Annotated in this window: 16 protein-coding genes; 4 read left to right on the forward strand and 12 right to left on the reverse strand. The window is 70.2% G+C overall.

What is annotated here, in order from left to right:
* Window positions 1-104 precede the first annotated feature (104 nt).
* From CW359_RS45830 to CW359_RS15675, 3 genes are all read left to right on the forward strand, one after another.
* A complete protein-coding gene (locus CW359_RS45830; protein WP_198655231.1) occupies window positions 105-257 on the forward strand; it encodes a hypothetical protein in 153 nt (50 codons plus the stop codon).
* Window positions 258-262: 5 nt separating this feature from the next.
* On the forward strand, window positions 263-556 hold the full coding sequence (locus tag CW359_RS15670) for a DUF4190 domain-containing protein (protein ID WP_105970546.1): 294 nt from the start codon (window positions 263-265) through the stop codon (window positions 554-556).
* A 91-nt stretch (window positions 557-647) separates the two neighbouring features.
* On the forward strand, window positions 648-1,811 hold the full coding sequence (locus CW359_RS15675; protein WP_105970547.1) for a cysteine desulfurase family protein: 1,164 nt from the start codon (window positions 648-650) through the stop codon (window positions 1,809-1,811).
* Window positions 1,812-1,915: 104 nt separating this feature from the next.
* On the opposite strand, the gene CW359_RS15680 is transcribed toward CW359_RS15675, so the two are convergent.
* The 3 genes from CW359_RS15680 to CW359_RS15690 all read right to left on the reverse strand — a co-directional run bounded on the left by CW359_RS15680 (window position 1,916) and on the right by CW359_RS15690 (window position 6,313).
* Complete coding sequence (locus CW359_RS15680) at window positions 1,916-3,514, reverse strand: alpha/beta hydrolase (protein ID WP_105970548.1); 1,599 nt, start codon at window positions 3,512-3,514, stop codon at window positions 1,916-1,918.
* Window positions 3,515-3,756: 242 nt separating this feature from the next.
* The gene (locus tag CW359_RS15685; RefSeq protein WP_105970549.1) at window positions 3,757-5,349 is read right to left on the reverse strand and encodes a multicopper oxidase family protein; all 1,593 of its coding nucleotides are present in this window, start codon (window positions 5,347-5,349) and stop codon (window positions 3,757-3,759) included.
* A 211-nt stretch (window positions 5,350-5,560) separates the two neighbouring features.
* On the reverse strand, window positions 5,561-6,313 hold the full coding sequence (locus tag CW359_RS15690) for an N-acetylmuramoyl-L-alanine amidase (protein WP_105970550.1): 753 nt from the start codon (window positions 6,311-6,313) through the stop codon (window positions 5,561-5,563).
* 74 nt (window positions 6,314-6,387) lie between these two features.
* On the opposite strand from CW359_RS15690, the gene mnmA reads away from it, so the two are divergent.
* Window positions 6,388-7,512 carry a tRNA 2-thiouridine(34) synthase MnmA gene (mnmA, locus tag CW359_RS15695; protein WP_105970645.1) on the forward strand — a complete coding sequence of 375 codons (1,125 nt, stop codon included), beginning with the start codon at window positions 6,388-6,390 and terminating at the stop codon, window positions 7,510-7,512.
* Window positions 7,513-7,525: 13 nt separating this feature from the next.
* Here the strand turns inward: mnmA and CW359_RS15700 are convergent, their stop codons facing one another.
* From CW359_RS15700 to CW359_RS15740, 9 genes are read right to left on the reverse strand one after another with little or no spacing between them, the layout of a single operon-like run.
* Window positions 7,526-8,380 (reverse strand): FAH family protein, encoded by an 855-nt coding sequence (locus CW359_RS15700; protein WP_105970551.1) that lies wholly within the window; start codon window positions 8,378-8,380, stop codon window positions 7,526-7,528.
* A 49-nt stretch (window positions 8,381-8,429) separates the two neighbouring features.
* Complete coding sequence (locus CW359_RS15705) at window positions 8,430-9,680, reverse strand: mandelate racemase/muconate lactonizing enzyme family protein (protein WP_198655232.1); 1,251 nt, start codon at window positions 9,678-9,680, stop codon at window positions 8,430-8,432.
* Complete coding sequence (locus CW359_RS15710; protein WP_105970552.1) at window positions 9,670-10,554, reverse strand: alpha/beta hydrolase; 885 nt, start codon at window positions 10,552-10,554, stop codon at window positions 9,670-9,672. The genes CW359_RS15705 and CW359_RS15710 overlap by 11 nt, the downstream gene beginning before the upstream one ends.
* On the reverse strand, window positions 10,551-12,233 hold the full coding sequence (locus CW359_RS15715) for a GH3 family acyl-acid amido synthetase (RefSeq protein ID WP_105970553.1): 1,683 nt from the start codon (window positions 12,231-12,233) through the stop codon (window positions 10,551-10,553). The genes CW359_RS15710 and CW359_RS15715 overlap by 4 nt, the downstream gene beginning before the upstream one ends.
* 50 nt (window positions 12,234-12,283) lie before the next feature.
* Window positions 12,284-13,393 carry an LLM class flavin-dependent oxidoreductase gene (locus CW359_RS15720; RefSeq protein ID WP_105970554.1) on the reverse strand — a complete coding sequence of 370 codons (1,110 nt, stop codon included), beginning with the start codon at window positions 13,391-13,393 and terminating at the stop codon, window positions 12,284-12,286.
* A 27-nt stretch (window positions 13,394-13,420) separates the two neighbouring features.
* Complete coding sequence (locus CW359_RS15725; protein ID WP_198655233.1) at window positions 13,421-14,740, reverse strand: ATP-grasp domain-containing protein; 1,320 nt, start codon at window positions 14,738-14,740, stop codon at window positions 13,421-13,423.
* 14 nt (window positions 14,741-14,754) lie between these two features.
* On the reverse strand, window positions 14,755-16,071 hold the full coding sequence (locus tag CW359_RS15730; RefSeq protein WP_105970555.1) for an aminotransferase-like domain-containing protein: 1,317 nt from the start codon (window positions 16,069-16,071) through the stop codon (window positions 14,755-14,757).
* Between the two features lies 1 nt (window position 16,072).
* The gene (locus tag CW359_RS15735) at window positions 16,073-16,366 is read right to left on the reverse strand and encodes a YciI family protein (RefSeq protein WP_105970556.1); all 294 of its coding nucleotides are present in this window, start codon (window positions 16,364-16,366) and stop codon (window positions 16,073-16,075) included.
* A 48-nt stretch (window positions 16,367-16,414) separates the two neighbouring features.
* Window positions 16,415-17,161, reverse strand: a complete 747-nt coding sequence (locus tag CW359_RS15740; RefSeq protein WP_105970557.1) for an SDR family oxidoreductase — start codon at window positions 17,159-17,161, stop codon at window positions 16,415-16,417.
* Window positions 17,162-17,471 lie beyond the last annotated feature (310 nt).

Here is a 17,471-nt window from a genome sequence, read left to right on the forward strand (position 1 = left end):
TGTTCTCTGTAATTGAAAAGCCGGGCCGCGCGCTAGACTATGGAGTCAGTGAACAAGTGTAACCACAAGCGTTCACTGAACTGTAACGAAAGGGAACTCCTCCCATGTTCTTCCTCGTGGCCGTCCTTCTGCTGCTGGGCATGATGCTGGGCACCGTCGCCCACGTCCCGTTCTCGTTCACCGTCCTGGCCGCCGCCGGCATCGCCGCCTGGCTCGGCATCTTCGCGCTCCGTGAGCGCCTCGCCCGTCGGAGCTGATCACCATGCAACTGACCGCGTCGGCCACCGGCCGCGACACCCGCAGCACCCGCACCGAGCGCACCGGCCCCCGCGACGCCGACGGCATGGCCGTCGCGTCCTTCGTCCTCGGGCTGCTCGGCCTGCTGGTCCTCAACGTCTTCCTCGGCCCCATCGCCATCGTGCTGGCCGTCGTCGCCCTCTGGCGTGGCACCAAGCGACCGGGCAGGGCCTTCCTCGGCCTCGGACTCGGCATCGCCGACCTGGTGGTGCTGGTCACGCTGATGCAGCTGGACAACACCGTCTCCTGGAGCTTCTGACCGCTCCGGGCCGCCGACCGCCGTCCCTGCACCCGTCCAACCCCCACGCGCCCCCGGTCCCGTAACCGGAGCGCCGTAGAATCACGGCACCATGGCATACCTCGACCACGCCGCGACCACCCCGATGCTTCCGGAGGCGGTCGAGGCAATGACCGCGACGCTGGGCGTCACCGGTAACGCCTCCGCCCTCCACGCGGCCGGGCGCAGAGCCAGGCGTACGGTCGAGGAGGCCCGCGAGACGCTCGCCGAGTCGCTCGGCGCCCGCCCCAGCGAGGTCGTCTTCACCTCCGGCGGCACCGAGGCCGACAACCTCGCCGTCAAGGGCCTGTACTGGGCCCGCCGCGACGCCGACCCGGCCCGCGTCCGCATCCTCGCCAGCCCCGTCGAGCACCACGCCGTCCTCGACGCCGTGCACTGGCTCGGCGAGCACGAGGGCGCCGACGTCGAGTACCTCCCGGTCGACGCGTACGGCCGCGTCCACCCCGAAGCCCTGCGCGAGGCCATCGCCCGCAACCCCGACGATGTCGCCCTCGCCACCGTCATGTGGGCCAACAACGAGATCGGTACGATCCTGCCGGTCCGCGAACTCGCCGACGTGGCCGCCGAGTTCGACGTCCCGCTGCACGCCGACGCCGTCCAGGCCTTCGGCCAGGTGCCCGTCTCCTTCGCCGACTCCGGGCTCGCCGCGATGACCGTCTCCGGCCACAAGGTCGGCGGCCCGTACGGCATCGGCGCGCTGCTGCTGGGCCGCGAGTACAGCCCCGTACCCGTGCTGCACGGCGGCGGCCAGGAGCGGCACGTACGCTCCGGGACCCTGGACGTACCCGCCGTCGCGTCCTTCGCGGTGGCCGGGCGGATCGCCGCCGAGCAGCAGGAGTGGTTCGCGCACGAGATCGGGGCGCTGCGGGACTCGCTGGTCGAGGAGGTACGCCGGCTGGTGCCCGACGCCATCCTGGGCGGCGATCCGGTGGGCCGGCTGCCGGCCAACGCGCACTTCACGTTTCCCGGTTGTGAGGGTGACTCGCTGCTGCTGCTGCTCGACGCGCAGGGCATCGAGTGCTCCACGGGCTCCGCTTGCACGGCCGGGGTGGCGCAGCCCAGCCATGTGCTGCTGGCCACCGGTACCGCTCCGGACCTCGCTCGGGGCACGTTGCGGTTCTCCTTCGGCCATACCTCCACGCAGGCTGACGTGGAGGCGGTGGCGAAGGCGATCGGGCCCGTTGTGGAGCGGGCTCGGGCGGCGGGGCTCAGCTGAGGGCTCCGCCGGGGTGCCGTGATGGGTTGTCGGTCAGGTGCGACGCCGTCGTGGCTTGTCGCGCCCACGCGGCGGAGCCGCAAATAGATGCAGCCCCGCGCCCCTTAGGACGTCCCGCTTAGCGGCGTGTTCATCTCCGGCTTCTCCATCGGGTCCAACAAGGCCGTCTTGGTGCTTGCACCCGGCCAGATCGCCGGGCAGTGGGTGTTCTTCGCCGGGGGTGTCAGGGTCGTCAGGTAGGTGTCCGTCGCCGCTCGCACGCACGGGCTGCGCCAGTACGTGATGTGGCCGACGCCGTCGTACGTCAGGAGTCGGGCCTCTCTGCCCATCTGGCGGGCCGCGTTCGCCGCCCAGGCGTGCGGAGTCGCCACGTCGTACCTGCTGTTGGTCAGGAGGATCGGCGGGGTGCCCGTCACCCGGAGCGGGTGTTGCGGGTTGGCCACCCGGTCCGTCCAGTTCTGGCAGCTCGTCATGTACGACCAGCCCAGCGAGGCGACCCGGGTGAGCGGCGCGATCCGGGCCAGCTCGGTCTCGTAGCGGGTCATCGTCGCGTACGACGGGACGTCCAGGTCGAAGTCCTGGCACAGGACCGGGTCGTAGGTGAACGCCACCGGGTCGTCGGCCGCCGCCGCTGCCGGGGAGGTGGTGCCGGAGGCCGTCGTCGTCGGCGGCTCGGGGACCACGCTCAGGTACGACAGGACCAGCGCCAGCGTGGACCAGTTCGCCGGCTCGTACATGTAGCTGTAGGCGATTCCCCGCAGCGTCGAGGCGGAGAAGGGGAGGCCCGACAGCGTGTAGACGAGGCGGCCCTGCTCCGCCGCCGCGTAGTACGTCCGGAACAGCTCGCGCACGTCCTTGCCGTACAGGAGGCAGCTCGGGGTGCGTTCGCACCAGTCGGCGAACAGGCCGAAGGATGCCTCCAGGGTCTCCGTACGGCTCTTGAGGATGCCCCAAGTGCCCAGGCTGTGGTCCATGTTGGAGTCCAGCACCATCGCGCGCACCCGGTGCGGGAACAGTTCGGCGTACTGCTGGCCGATCAGCGTGCCGTACGAGCCGCCCCAGTAGCTGATCCGCCGCTCGCCCAGGGCCGCGCGGATCGCGTCCATGTCCCGGGCGACGCTCCCGGTGTCCATGTGGTCGGCGAGCGGCCCGGACACCTCGCGGCAGTTGTCGGCGAGGGCGCGGTTGGCCTGGCGGAGGGTCTGGAAGGAGGCCTCGTCGGTCGGGCCCAGCGCGGCCCGCCTGGCCTTCACCACCGTCCCGGAGCACTTCAGCTCGGCGCTGGCGCCGATACCGCGCGGGTCGAAGCCCACGAAGTCGAAACGGGCGGCCAGTTCGGGCGAGAAGGAGAACGGCGCGCTGAGGCCGAGGTTCACCCCGGACTGGCCGGGGCCGCCCGGGTTGAGCAGCAGCGGGCCGAGCCGCCGGGCGGGGTCGGGATCGGTGGCCCGGTGCCGGACGAGCGCCAGGTCGACGGTCGTACCGTCCGGGTGCTGCCAGTCCACCGGGACGGCGAGGCTCCCGCACTCGAACTCGCCTTCCCCGTACGGGGATTCACAGGGCTGCCAGGCTATGGAGCCGGCCGGGGTGGGGGTGGCCGCGGCGGCGGTGGGGGCGCCGGTCAGTAACTGGCCGAGGAGCGCGGAGGCCGCCACGGCGACGGCCGCGATCGTGCGGCCGGGGGTGGGGGAGGAGGTCGACATGGATCACAGCATGACCCCAACTGCCCGACCGGCAAAGGAAACTGATGGACCGTCAATAACTCGCGGATGACTTCGTCAGGTCATTCGGACGAGTGTCGACACTCGGACTGAATTAAAGTGATCCTGCTCAACATCTGCGTCAACTGTCGACAGTGACGCACTGTTGGTCTACCTTCCCAGCAGGTTGCCGCCGGCACTTCCACTGCCGGCGGCAACCGTCCCGGGGAGGCGGTGAACCCGTGCTAGCTGTCCAGCACCATGAGGGCGGCCATCATGCCCTCGTCCTCGTGCTGCAGCAGATGGCAGTGGAGCATGTACATGTACGTGTCGTCGGTGAAGTCCGTGAACTTCATCGCGATCTTGATGGAGCCACCGCCGACCACCTCGAAGGTGTCGTACCAGCCGAGATTGACGCCGGTCGGTGCCGCGCCGTTGATCTCCATCACCTGGTAGGGCACGTCGTGCAGATGGAACGAGTGCTCCAGCTGCGTGTTGTTCGTGATCGTCCAGATCTCCTCGGCGTCCAGCGTGGTGCTGATCATCGCCATCCCGGCCATGGTGGTGCCCGCCGATCCGTTGATCAGCATGGTCGCCCCGTTCTGGCCGAGGGTGATCGTCCGCGCGGTGAAGGCGCTGGTGTCGTAGCGGGTGATGGTGTTGAGCGTGCTCGGCAGGTCGGCCGGCGTGTCGGTGGCGTCCGGGGTCACGGTCAGGAAGTCGTACGTGCCGCTGCCGCCGCGGATCCAGCCGGTGGTGACGACGGCCTGCAGCGTGACGGCGTCCGCCAGGTCGAGGACGAACTCGGCGCGGCCTCCGGCCACCAGCCGGATCGTGGTCACCTCGGTGGGCTCGGCGAGATAGCCCTGGTCGCTGGCGATCTGGGTGAGCGTGCCGCCGTCGCTGCGCTGGACGGTCATGATGTCGGCGGGGGAGGCGTTCAGGACCCGGAAGCGGGTGCGCTTCTTGGTGGCGGTGAAGCCGAGGGTGGTCGCGTCGACGTTGGTGCCGTTGACCAGCACCGGGAAGGTGGTGGTGGCGAGTCGGTAACCGGCGGCGTCGTACTTGATGTCGCCGGCGGTGTCCACCGCCAGGCACTGCAGGATGAGCGGGATGTCGTCGACGCCGTACTCGCTCGGCAGCGCGGCCGAGACCTCCGAGTCGTCCTCGACGATGATCAGACCGGCCAGGCCGTGGACGACCTGCTCGGCGGTGGTGCCCAGGGCGTGCGGGTGGTACCAGAGGGTCTTCGCCTCGTCGAGGACCTCGAAGGTGGGCGACCAGGTGACGCCGTCGGCGAAGGAGTTCTGCGGGCCGCCGTCCATCTTGGGCGGGATGTGGGCGCCGTGGAAGTGGACGGTGGTGTCGTCGCCCAGGCTGTTGGTGATGTTCAGCAGGACGGTGTCGCCCTTGGTCCACTTCATGGTGGGGCCGAGGTACGAACCGTTGTAGCCGGCCGTGGTGCTGGTGACGCCGCTGATCACCTCCGACGTACCGGTCTTCGCGGTCAGGGTGAACGTCGTGGTGCCGTCGGCGGTGGTGCCCTCCAGCAGGTCCGGGATGTTCAGGGTGGCGTCGGCCGCCGATGCCTTGAAGCCGCTGCCGTTGGACAGCAGGGCGAAGGTCGCCCCCGCCGCGCCGACGGCCGCCAGCCCCGCCGCCCCGGCCATGCCGCCGAGGAACGTCCGCCGGTGCAGGCCCTTGCCGGACCGGCTCCTGCTCTGCTGGGTGTGCTCGCCCTTCTCGCCCCGGTCGCGCTTGGCGTGGGTGCCCTTGCTCTGCTGTCCGGCCGGGTTCTGCTGCTCCGCCGGGCCTGCGGGTTCGTGTGAGTAGGTCATGGCTGCGGAGCTTTGAGCTAAGGACTGTGTAAAGACTGAGGCGAACCTAGGAAGCCAGGCAAGAACCTGTGCAACCTGAAGCCACCCTTTGACTTGGCAACTCCATGAGAGCGAAGGCGAGTTGGCGTCCCGCAGGTCAGGATCAGCGCGCGGGACACTTCGGGCGGCCCGCACTCATCAAACGTTCATGATCCAATCGCCGTGATGTGCGTCACTTCTGTTCCTGTGTGGAGGCGGCGCTCGCCCGCGTCACGAGCCGCATGTACTTCGCCCAGTCCCAGCCCTTGCCCGGGTCGGTGTGGTCCGTGCCCGGAACCTCCACATGCCCGATGATGTGCTCCCGGTCGACGGGTATGCCGTACCTCGCGCAGACCCGCGCCGTCAGCCGCGCCGAGGCCTCGTACATCGCGTCCGTGAAGTCCTCGGGCTTCTCCACGAAGCCCTCGTGCTCGATGCCGACGCTCCGCTCGTTGAACTCCCGGTTGCCCGCGTGGAAGGCCACGTCCAGCTCGCGGATCATCTGCGTGACGTGCCCGTCCTTGCGCACGATGTAGTGCGCCGCCGCGCCGTGCGCCGGGTTCTGGAAGACCTTCACCGCGCTGTTGAAGCTGCCCTGTGTGACGTGGATGATCACCCGGTCCACGCCGTAGTCGTCGGGCCGGTCCGCCATCCGCCAGTTCGCAGAGGAGGCCGCCACCCAGCGCGCCCCCGCGTAGTCGACCTCGCCCTCCTTGCGCGGCTTCGCCACCCCGGGCACCCGCCACCACATCCGCGCCAGCTCGTCCCGCGCGAGCACACCCGTGGCGACGGCGGCCACCGCGCCGCCGATCAGCAGCGCGCGCCGCCCGATCCGCCGGTCGCCGTCCTTCGGCGCGGCTCTCCGGTGGCCCTCGCTGCGCAGCTGCCGGGGCACGTCCTGCGGAAGGCCGCGACCGGTCTCCCGGCGAGCCTGTGTTTCCTCCATGTGATCGCAACGGATACTCGCGCGCCCCGGTTCCCGGCGCCCCGTACCCTGGAAGGGTTATGACTCACACCTCGATGACCCACACCGCGCAGCAGCCCCTCCGCGTACTGGCCGCCATGTCCGGCGGCGTGGACTCCGCCGTAGCCGCCGCCCGGGCGGCGGAAGCCGGCCATGACGTCACCGGCGTCCATCTCGCCCTGTCCGCGAACCCCCAATCGTTCCGCACGGGCGCGCGTGGCTGTTGCACCATCGAGGACTCCCGCGACGCCCGCCGCGCGGCCGACGTCATCGGCATCCCGTTCTACGTCTGGGACCTCGCCGAGCGCTTCCGCGAGGACGTGGTGGACGACTTCGTCGCCGAGTACGAGGCCGGGCGGACCCCGAACCCGTGCCTGCGCTGCAACGAGAAGATCAAGTTCGCCGCCCTCCTCGACAAGGCCCTCGCCCTGGGCTTCGACGCGGTCTGCACGGGCCACTACGCGCAGGTGATCACGCACGAGGACGGCACCCGCGAACTGCACCGCGCCTCGGACATGGCCAAGGACCAGTCGTACGTCCTCGGTGTCCTCGACGACCGCCAGCTCGCGCACGCGATGTTCCCCCTCGGCGACACCCTCACCACCAAGGACGAGATCCGCGCGGAGGCCGAGCGGCGCGGCCTCGCGGTCGCCAAGAAGCCCGACTCGCACGACATCTGCTTCATCGCCGACGGCGACACCCAGGGCTTCCTCGCACACCGCCTGGGCAAGGCCGAGGGCGACATCGTCGACGAGTCCGGCGCGGTCGTCGGCACGCACGAGGGCGCGTACGGCTTCACCATCGGCCAGCGCAAGGGCCTGCGCATCGGCACCCCGGCCGCCGACGGCAAGCCGCGCTACGTCCTGGACATCTCCCCGGTCGACAACACGGTCACGGTAGGCCCGGCGACGGCCCTGGACGTCGACGCCCTCACCGCGATCCGCCCCCGCTGGTGCGGAGCGGCCCCCACCGGCCCCGGCACCTACACCGCCCAACTCCGCGCCCACGGCGGCGAGACCGAGGTGACCGCCGCACTGGTCGACGGCACTCTGGAGGTCACGTTCACCGAGCCCGTGCGCGGGGTGGCGCCGGGCCAGGCGATCGTCCTGTACGACGGCACGCGGGTTGTGGGGTCGGCGACTATCGCGACTACGGTGCGGGCCACCGCGGGCGTGTCCTGAAACAGCCGTCCCGTCAGCCCCAGTGCAGGGGATGGGACAGCGTGACCCCGTGCGTGGCGAAGTCGATCGTCACGCGGTCGCGGTCGGTGATCGTGAAGCCGTGGTGGAAGCTGCTGCGGTCCGCGCCGAGGTAGACGTAGTGCACCCGGCCGGGGTGCAGCAGCGACGCGTTGGCGAAGAGGCCGGCCGTCATGTCCCGCAGCCCGTAGTGCAGGGCCTTCACCCCGGTGGTGAACGGCCCCTGCCAGGCGGCCTCCTCGTCCCGCTCGACCGTCACCTGCCCGGTGACCTGCTGCGGCGGGGTGCCCAGGAAGAGATACGGCGCCACGCCCGCGTCGCACAGCTTCGCGTACGACAGATGCCCCGCGTGCCGCTTGAAACGGCCGATGTCGGTGAGGTCGTTGCCGAAGGTGTACCCGGCGTACTTCGGGGTGCCGTCCGCGTCCCCGACGTACACGAGGACGACCTCCGCCTCCTCGGTCACCGCGATCGCGCCCCGCGGCACCCGCAGCGGCTCACCGGAGACCTTCAGCACCTCGCCGAGCCCCTTGAAGAACCAGTTGGGCTGCGTGGGCGCCCCCGAGTCCGCCTTCACGTTGTGGGTGGCCATGAAGCCACTCACCAACGCGTCCCCGACGGAGTCGGGCAGCAGCGGTGGCCGGAACCGCACGTCCGCCACGGCCGCGCTCACCGGCTCGCGGCCCTCGGTCAGCGCGGCGAGCAGCGCCGGAGCATCGCCGTCGGCGGCCAGCACGGCGGCACGCGGATCGGCGCCGCCGAGGGGAAAGAGGGTGAGGACGTCGTCCTCCGGGGCGCCGTGGCCCACATACCGCTCACCTTTGTACGTGCATTCGAACAGGGCAGTCATGGGGTGCTCCTCTCGGTGGAACTGATGACAGGGGGGAGGGACGCGCCCCTCAAGGGGCGCGGGGAACTGCGCGATCAACCCCCACCGGCCCGCGGTCGAAACGCTTCCCACCGCCGGAGGCAACCCGCAGCCACGACCTACCGTCCGCCCAGCTCAGAGCCGTCCACCGCACAGCCTGATCAGTCAGCCGCAGACCGAAACCGACCCCCTCGACGGGCCCGATCGTGTTCGTACGCCGGTCCACCACCGGCCAAGGAGCCACAATCGCGTCCGCTTCCGCGAAGAAGCGGTCGGACTGTCCGCCCTCGACGGTCAGGGCACCCGGAGAGCGCAGCGCCAGCGCCCTGCTCGCGTTGATCAGCGGTCCCGTCTCGGCGACCTGCACGCCGATCTGGAAGCCCAACCCCTCGGTGCGGGCGTACTCGATCAGGCGGGCCGAGGCGACCGGCCCGCCGTTCTTCGACACCCGGACGTTCACCGCGTCGCACGCCCCGGCCGCCACCGCCGCCCGCGCGTCCGCCGCCGTGCACACCGACTCGTCGAGCAGGACACGGACGCCCGTCTCCTGGCGCAGGGCGCGCAGCGCGGCCCACGAGCGGCGGGGGAGGGGCTCCTCGACGAGGTCCATGCCCGCCTCGCGCAGCCGGCGCGCGTACGGCGCTGCCGTCCTCGGCGTCCAGCTCATGTTGGCGTCGACCATCACCGGCACGTCCGCGCCGAGCCGCCGTCTGATCGCGGCCACCGTGCGGACGTCCCGCTCGATGTCGTCGGACGCCTTCACCTTGACGAAGTGGAAGGGCCCGCGCGTGTCCAGGAACTCCTCGACGCCGATGCTCAGATCCAGCACCTGGGAGACGGGGACCGAGTCGAGCACAGCGGCCCCCGGGAACAGCAACTCGCCCACCGGGAGCAACAACTGACGGCACAACAGGTCCAGTACGGCCGTCTCCAGCAGGCACACCAGATTGGTGCCGGGCGGTGTCCCCAGGGTGTGGGTGAAGAGTTCCGGGAACGTCGACTCGAAGCCCTCGGCGCGGAGTTGGGCGGCCAGCTCCGTCGGAGGAGTGGTGTGCAGGCGGTCGAACAGCGCGTGCAGCGGGACGCGTTGGAGGGCCTCGGTCACGCTGTCGGTCGTCTCGCCGGTGACGTACGAGCGGGGGGCGCACTCCCCGATGCCGGACACGTCGTCCACGGTCAGACGCAGGACCAGGCTGTCGCTGGTGCGGCGGCGGGCCGCCGGGTGGTCGAAGCCGACGCGCATCGGCAGCGCCACCCGGTACAGCCGCGCCTCAGACGCCACGGTCGAGCCCCTGCAGCAGGGTGTGCGTGGACGTCCAGTCGACCAGGCTGCGGCTGACGTCCGTGTAGAAGAGGTAGTGCCGGTCGGTGGGGAACTGGACGGCCAGACCGCCGTCCGCGAACAGGCCCTGGAAGACCTCGCGGGTCGCGTCCAGGTCGATGATCGGGTCCGTCAGGCCCGACACGAACGCGGCCGGGACGTCCGGGAGTCGGGGGCGGGACGGGTCCAAGTAGAGGGATTCCAGGGCCAGCAGGACCGCCCGTGAGCGGCGGGTGAGGGTACGGGCGGCCAGGTCGTCGTTGTCGATGAAGTCCCGGTAGCGGGCGTCGTCCGTGAAGTCCGCCGACCTCAGCCCCGCGTCCCACGGCTCCGTGCTCGTCTCGGCGGCGAGAGCGGCCCGCTCCTCCTCGCCGAGCACCGCGTGCAGCCGGCCCAGCCAGGTCGAGCAGAAGACGGTGGCGTCGTAGCGGACGGTGAAGTCGGGGCGGTGCAGCAGGGCGGCCAGGAAGGAGCCGCCCAGGCAGTGCCCGAACAGGGTCAACGGGACGTCGTCGCCGATCAGTTCACGGGTGTGGCCGATCGCGGTGACGTAGTCCGCGACGATCGTGTCGACGTCCGGGACGTCCTGGCGCTCACCGCCGCTGATCCCGCTGCCGCGCCGGTCGAGCACGAAGAAGGCGATGTCGTTGTCGGCGAACTGCGGCCCCACCTCCCACAACCAGCCCGCGTGGGACTGCAGTCCGTGGAAGTAGAAGACGGCGCCCTTGGTCTCCCCGCGCGGTCGCCACAGGTGCAGCGCGAGGTCGATGCCGTCCACGGAGAGCGTGATGATCTCCCGGCGCACGTTCTGCGGCGGCCTCTTCGTCTCGATCACCGGGGTACTCCCGCCCCGCCGACCAGGTCGGCGACGAAATCGGTGTCCTTCTGGAAGGGGCTGTACTTGTACTGGGTGGCGTTGCCGAGCTGCCGCCGGGACTCGGTGTAGGCGGCGATGGTGTCGCGGCCGACCGTGCGGAACTCCAGGGCGCCGAGCCGGCCGCTGGTGCGCTTGCTCGCGTACTCGATGTTGATGGCGGCGAGCGCGCGGTCCACGGCGTCGGAGAGCCGGTGGTCCAACTCTGCGCCCGGGCGCGGGACTTCACCGACCACGACGTAGTGCGGGGGCTCTGCCCAGCGGGGCCCGCAGAGATAGAGGCCGCCCGCCAGGCCGTACGCGGCCAGCGCCTGCTCGATCGCCTCGGTGACCTGGGCCTCGGTGATCTTCTCGCCGGTGAAGGAGTGGAAGACACCGTCGCGGTGCACGAAGTGGACCCACGGGACGCCGTTCCTGACCGCGTCGACGCGGTAGATGTCGCCGCTCCACAGCCGGTAGAGGCCGTTGCCCTGCGTCATGATCAGGTGGTAGTCGCGGCCCGCCTCGACCTCGTCGAACAGCAGCGTGTCGACCCGCTCGCCCGCGTCCAGCAGCCTGCCCAGCTCCACCTCGGCCGGCACGAACTCGAAGAACGCCTGCCCGACCGCCAGCGGTTGACTGTCCAGGGAGCGGTCGACGGGGACCGTGGTGACCCCCTCCGTACCGCAGCTCATGAACGGCATCGCCCGCGCCCCGGGCAGCACCCCGTCCAGCTTCGACCGGTACAGCCCGGCGGAGGAGGACAGCCAGCAGCTGTACGCGCCGAGCGAGGGCCAGACGTCGGTGAGGGTGAACTCGCCCTGGTCCAGCACCGATTGGAGATGCCGGGCCGCCGAGGGATCGGGCTCCCCGTACGGCCGGCCGGCCAGCGTGCCTGCGGCCAGGTCGCGGACGAGTTCGGGACCGTGCTCGGCGATCAGGTCGCGCAGCGAGATCAGCGTGCTCGGGTTGATCGCCGACACGAACTCCAGGCGCCGGCCCACGAGATGGCGGATCCGGTGGTACATCCGGCCCGCGTGCGCGGACGGCGCCTCCAGGCCGAACCAGGGAGCGGTCGCCCAAGGCGGGTTCCAGTCCCGGCTGTTGATACGCGGATGCCGGTTGCTGATCGCCTGGTACTGCACCCCGTACAGGAAGTCGTCCACGCTCTCGTGCACGGTCTGGGTGTCCAGGGTGGCGTACGGATGGTCGAGGATCGCGGGGTGCAGGTCCAGATAGGTGCCCCACATCGCCTGCATGGCCGGAATCCGGTAGGTCAACAGCCAGTGCAGCGTGTACGGCACCCGCTTGGGCGCCCCCGTCGTCCCGCTCGTCTTCAGCCAGCGCAGCACCGGGCTGCACGACAGGACGCCGCCCTTGGTCCGGGTCTCGCGGTCGATCTCGGGCACGAAGTCGTCGTAGCGCCTGACCGGGAGGACCTCACGGAAGCTCTTCGCGTCGGCGCCGACGGTGTCGTAGCCGCGCTCCTTCCAGTGCAGGGAGTCCCGGCACACGTCCACGATGTCCGCGAGGACCCGCCGCTGGGCCGCCCCCGGGTCCCCGAGGTCGGCCAGCAGCGCCGCCCGGGCCCGCCGGCACTCCTCCTGGAAGGGGACCCGACGGCTGTTCCAGTGCTCTTGCCAGTGCTGCGAACCGCCCACGGCTTCAGCATCTCCCTCAGCTTGTTGGCTAGTTCCGACCTGTGGTGCCGCTACTTGCTCCGGCGGGCGATCGCCCACTCGACGGCCTCCCGCGGCCGGTCGGCGGCACCGGTGAGCCGCGGGGCCACCTGCCGGGCCAGCAGCTCCAGACTGCGGTTGGTGTTCTCGTACGAGGTCCAGTCGGCGACGTAGACGAGCAGCGTGCCGAAGCCGCCGGTCGCCTCCTGGATCCGGCGTACGCCGTCCACGACGTCGTCGACCGAGCCGACCAGCGCGCCGCCCGCCTCCACCCGCGCCTCCAGGGCCGTCGCGCGGGAGGCGCCCGGCGCGAGGACGTCACGGCCGGCGGCCTTGGCGAAGTACTCGAAGAGCCAGCGGTCGTAGCCCTCGCGGACCTCGGCGAAGGCCTGCTCACGGGTCTCGGCGACATGTACGGGGAGGGCGACCCGCCAGTCCTCGCGGCGCAGCGTCCGCCCGTGCTCGTCGGCCGCCTCCTGCGCGTGCTTCCACTGCTGGGCCAGCCCCATGTGCTCCGGGGCGCCCGGCGTCAGCAGCGCGAACGGCAGCGCGAAGGAGGTCATGCTCAGGCCGTAGCGGCCGATCAGCCGGGGGCTGGTCACCGAGGTGCCCGAGGTGGCCAGCGCGACCTCGATCGGACCGGGGCCGAAGCGCGGCAACTGCAGCTTGGCGTCGACCAGTTCGTACCAGTCGGTCTTCTGCGTGACCCGTTCCTCGCCGTTGACGAGTTCCAGCAGGGTCGGCAGCGCCTCGTCGAGCCGCTTGCGCTGCTCCTTGCCGTCGAGGCCGAACATCGTCGCGTCGAAGGGGACTCCGGGGCCGACGCCCAGGATGTAGCGGCCCCGGGTGAGGTGGTGCAGATGGACGGCCCGGCTCGCCACATGGAAGGGGTGGTGCCCGGAGAGCGGCACCACCCCATGGGCCAGCCTGATCTGCCGGGTGCGCTGGCTCGCGGCGGCGATCAGGGTCTCCGGGGCGCCGACCAACCCCCAGCCGAGCGTGTGGTGTTCGCCGAACCAGGCCTCGTCGAAGTTCAGCCGATCGGCCAGTTCGACCAGGTCCAGACTGCGGTGGAGCGCCAGATGAGGGTCCTGGCCCGTCTCGTGAACGGGCGACAGGAAGAGGCCGATTCGGCTGTGCACGGTGTTCCTCCAGAGAGGGCTCGGAAGTCAGTTCACGCGGTAGACCGCGTCCTTGAGGGCGCGTGCCCGCTCGTAGTCGGCGTCGAGCAGGGTGTCGTCGGGCGAGGTCAGATAGATCCGCACGGCGGCCGTCATCAGGTCGTTCGTCGGCCGGATCCGGGAACCCGGCTTGTACTTGACCGCGGTGACGACCGTGCTCGGCAGCGCGTCGATCGCCGCCACCGTCTCCTGGTCCACGGCGGATACGACACCGTCCAGGACGGTGGGCGCGTTGTAGGTGTACGCGGACTGCAGCTTGCGGTACACGCCGTCGCCGTACCGCTCGACGAACTCGGCCGGGCGGATGTACGCCAGCGCGGCCAGCCCCGCCTGGTTGTGGCCCAGACACCGGTCCTGGAAGGCCGGGTTGAGGTTGCCGTTGAGCCGGGTGGCGATCTCCACGAGCACTGGGCCCTCGTCCGTGACGATGACCTCCGCGTGCGTCGGCCCCCAGCGCACGTCGAGCGCCGCGAGGACCTCGGTGACATAGGCGATCAGGGCCGGCACCGGGTCGGCGTCCGGGGCGACCAGGATGTCCCGGTTGTAGATGTTCCGGCCGGTCGGCAGCAGCGTCTTCTCGTACTCCCAGACCCCGCACACGTACTGGTGCCCGTCGGCGCTGACCGTGTCGACGATGTACTCGGTGCCCCTGAGGTACGACTGGACCAGCGCCTCCGCGTTGGCGTTGCCGAAGATGGTCTTCCCCGCCAGCACGCTCTCGGCGGCCGTCCGAGTCTCCCCGGAGTCCTGGCAGACGAACACCGCGTCGGACCCGGCCGAGTCCAGCGGCTTCACGACCACCGGCCAACGCCCCTGGTCCTCGGCCCACTTGACGATCAGCGAGGCGTCGTCGCTCTTGAACTGGTCGGCACAGCGCACCCCCGCCCGGCGCAGCGCCTCGATCATCTCGTACTTGTCCCGGCGGGCCGCCGACAGCGCGGTCCCGTTGGACTTCACCCCGAGCGCCTCGCTGAGCCGGTCGGCGGCCCGTACGGCGGACTCCTGGCCCGGCACCACCGCGGCCGGGGCGTGGGCGCGCAACTGCTCGGCCAGCGCGGCCTCGTCGGTGTTCACCAGGTTCCGCTCGTACGCCGTCAGGTCGGGCGCGAGCATCGTCGGGATCAGCTCCGCCGTGGTCTGCGCGTGCAGCACACGGGCGCCGAGCGCGGCGAACGCCGCCGGATAGAAGTTGCCGGCGGAGTAGCCGTCGACGACCACGGCGACGGTCGCGGCGCTGCCGGTGCCGTCAACAGCCGCTGCGGGCGCGGGAGTCGCGGTAGGGGAAGCGGGGGTCTGGGAAGCGCTCATGCCTGTCCTTCGGGTTATTCGGGTATCTCGCGGGGAGTGTCCGCGACAAAGCGTGCCAGCCTGGCGATGCCCTCCCGGATCGCGTCGGGAGCGAGGTTGCTGAAGCCGAGCCGGATCTCGCGGTCGCCGCCGCCTTCGAGGTAGAACATGCTCATCGGCGCCCAACTCACCCCGAAATCACGGGCGGAGCGCTCCATGGCCGCCAGGTCGGCGGTGAACGGCACCTTCAGCACCAGGAAGAAGCCGCCGCGCGGGGTGTTCCAGCTGACACCGTGGCCGCCGCCGGCCGGGAACTCCGCCGCCAGCGCGGCCAGCACCGCGTCGAGCCGCTCCAGATAGACGGCCGCCAACTCCCGGGTCGCGGACCGCAGATCGTAGCCCTGCTCGACCAGGAACCCGCCGATCACGGCCTGCGAGAGGGTGGACGAGCCGACGCTGTACATCGCCTTCGCCTTGGACAGGGTCTGCGCCAGCGTGCGCGTGGTGCCGCCCGCGCCGGTCGCCTCGGTGACCTCCTGGTCGGCGACCAGATAGCCGAGCCGGGCGCCGGGGAAGGCCGACTTGGCGAACGAGCCGAGGTAGACCACCCGCCCTTGGGTGTCCAGGGACTTCAGGGTGGGCATCGACTCGCCGTCCCGCGCGAACAGCCCGTAGGGGTTGTCCTCCAGGATCAGGAAGTCCTCCTCGGCGGCGACCGCCAGCAGCCGCTCCCTGGCCGCGAGCGGCAGCACCGTCCCCGAGGGGTTGGAGAAGTCCGGCACCAGGTAGAGGGCGGCAGGACGCCTGCCCTCGGCGCGCACGGCACGGGCGGCGGCGCGCACCGCCTCCGGGTCGAGCCCCTCGGGGCCCTCCAGGACGCCCCGTACGGGGATGTCCAGCATCCGGGCCGCGCCTAGGATGCCGACGTACGCGGGGGAGACCGACAGCAGCACGTCGTCGGGGGAGGCGAACAGGCCGCGCAGGGCGACCAGGGCGGCCTCCTGGAAGCCGTGTGTGATCATGATCGCCTCGGGCGGGACGTCGATGCCCTCGTCCTGCCTGAGCATCAGGGCGACCTCGTCCTGGATCAGGCCGTTGACGGGTCCGTACTGGAACAGCAGCCGGGTGATCCGCTGTTCGGGGAGGCCCTTGTCGCGCAGGTGCTTGATATAGCGCTCGGTGTAGAAGGTGAGATTGGCCAGATCGTGGTTTCCGTCGTAGGGCGCTCCCGAGGAGAATGAGAGCGCGTCCGGGAAACGCAGTGCCGTCTCGCTGAGGATGCGCATGGAGTCCATGCCCGGATCGGCAATTCCGGCGTGCAGCGAATCGAGGGTGAAAGAGACCTGCGTCATATCAGTGCGCTCCCTCGGTGATCCAGCTCCCCTTGCCCGGCGCCCATTCCTTAATTCGGGTCCGGGCCACCACACCACCCTTGACATAGGGTTCCTCGGCGAGAATCAGATCAAGTTCGGCACGGGATTCGACTTCGTACACCAGAAGTCCGGAGTTCTCGCCGACGAGCGGTCCGCCGAGCAGCAGGACACCGTTGTCGGCCAGCCGGTAGAGGTTCTCGGCATGCGCCGGATGCAGGCCCTGGCGGCCGGCCCGGTCGACGTTGTACTCGAATTCGACGACAAACTTCGCCACACCCAGCTCCTTGCGATGAGAATCAGGACTGACGCGCGTAGCGCGGACTCACATGTAGAGGCCGCCGTTGATGTCGATCACGGCTCCGGTGGAGTAGCCGGCGCTCTCGGAACACAGGTGCAGCACACTGCCGACGGCCTCGGCGACCGTGCCGTAGCGCCCCATCGGCAGCCGCCCGAGGACGTCCTTCTTCGACTCCTCGGTACGCCGTTCGAAGGCGCCGGCGACCCGGTCGGTGGCGATCGGTCCGTGCGCGACCACGTTCGCGACCACTCCCGTGCCGGCCAGTTCGTACGCCAGCTGCTTGGTCATGCCGATCACGGCGGCCTTCGCGCCCACGTACGCCGCGTTGTTGAAGTGGCTGTACGTACGCCCGCCCGCCGAGGCGAAGTTGACGATCCTGCCGTAGCCGGCCTCGGCCATCCGGGGTGCGCAGACCTTGACCGCGATCCAGGTGCTGATCACGTTCTCCAGATGGGTCTGTTCGAAATGGCTCCGGTCGAGGTCCGCGTAGCCGATGACGCGGGTGTCGCCGCCGACGCCGTTCACCAGGACCGACGGCGCGTGCCTGGCCACGATCTCCGTCAACTGCCGCTCGGCGGCCGGGATGTCGGTGATGTCACCGACCACGGCCTCGGTCTTCGTCACCCCGGCGAGTTCGTCGGCGAGACGGGTGACCGTCTCCTCGTTCCGGTCGAAGAGGACCAGTGAGGTCCCGTCCTTCGCCAGGCCTCTGGCCACCTCGGAGAGAATGCCCCCGGCGGCACCGATCAAGAGCGCGGTACGAGCAGTCACTTTGCTTTTCACCCAAACTTTACTGAAGTCGGCGACCCTGAACGAGCAGGGCCCTGGTGAGGGAAGCTCGGTAGAACGCCACGCCAATCGGCCCGAATGGTGATCGGGCTGCGGCGGCGATGGTGTGTGCTGATTCGCATTCGAAGTGTGCTGTGTCGCAAGTACGGTTCGCGGTGTCGCTCCGACGCACGCAACAAACTGGCACAGAAGGGTGGCCGCCCCCTCGGCACCTCCCCGACGATCACATCTGTCTTCGGTCGTTGTCAACGATTTTCGGAAATTCAGTTGCCCGCTTGCCGCGACACGCAGA

The organism is Streptomyces geranii, assembly GCF_002954775.1.
Taxonomy (GTDB): Bacteria; Actinomycetota; Actinomycetes; order Streptomycetales; family Streptomycetaceae; genus Streptomyces; species Streptomyces geranii.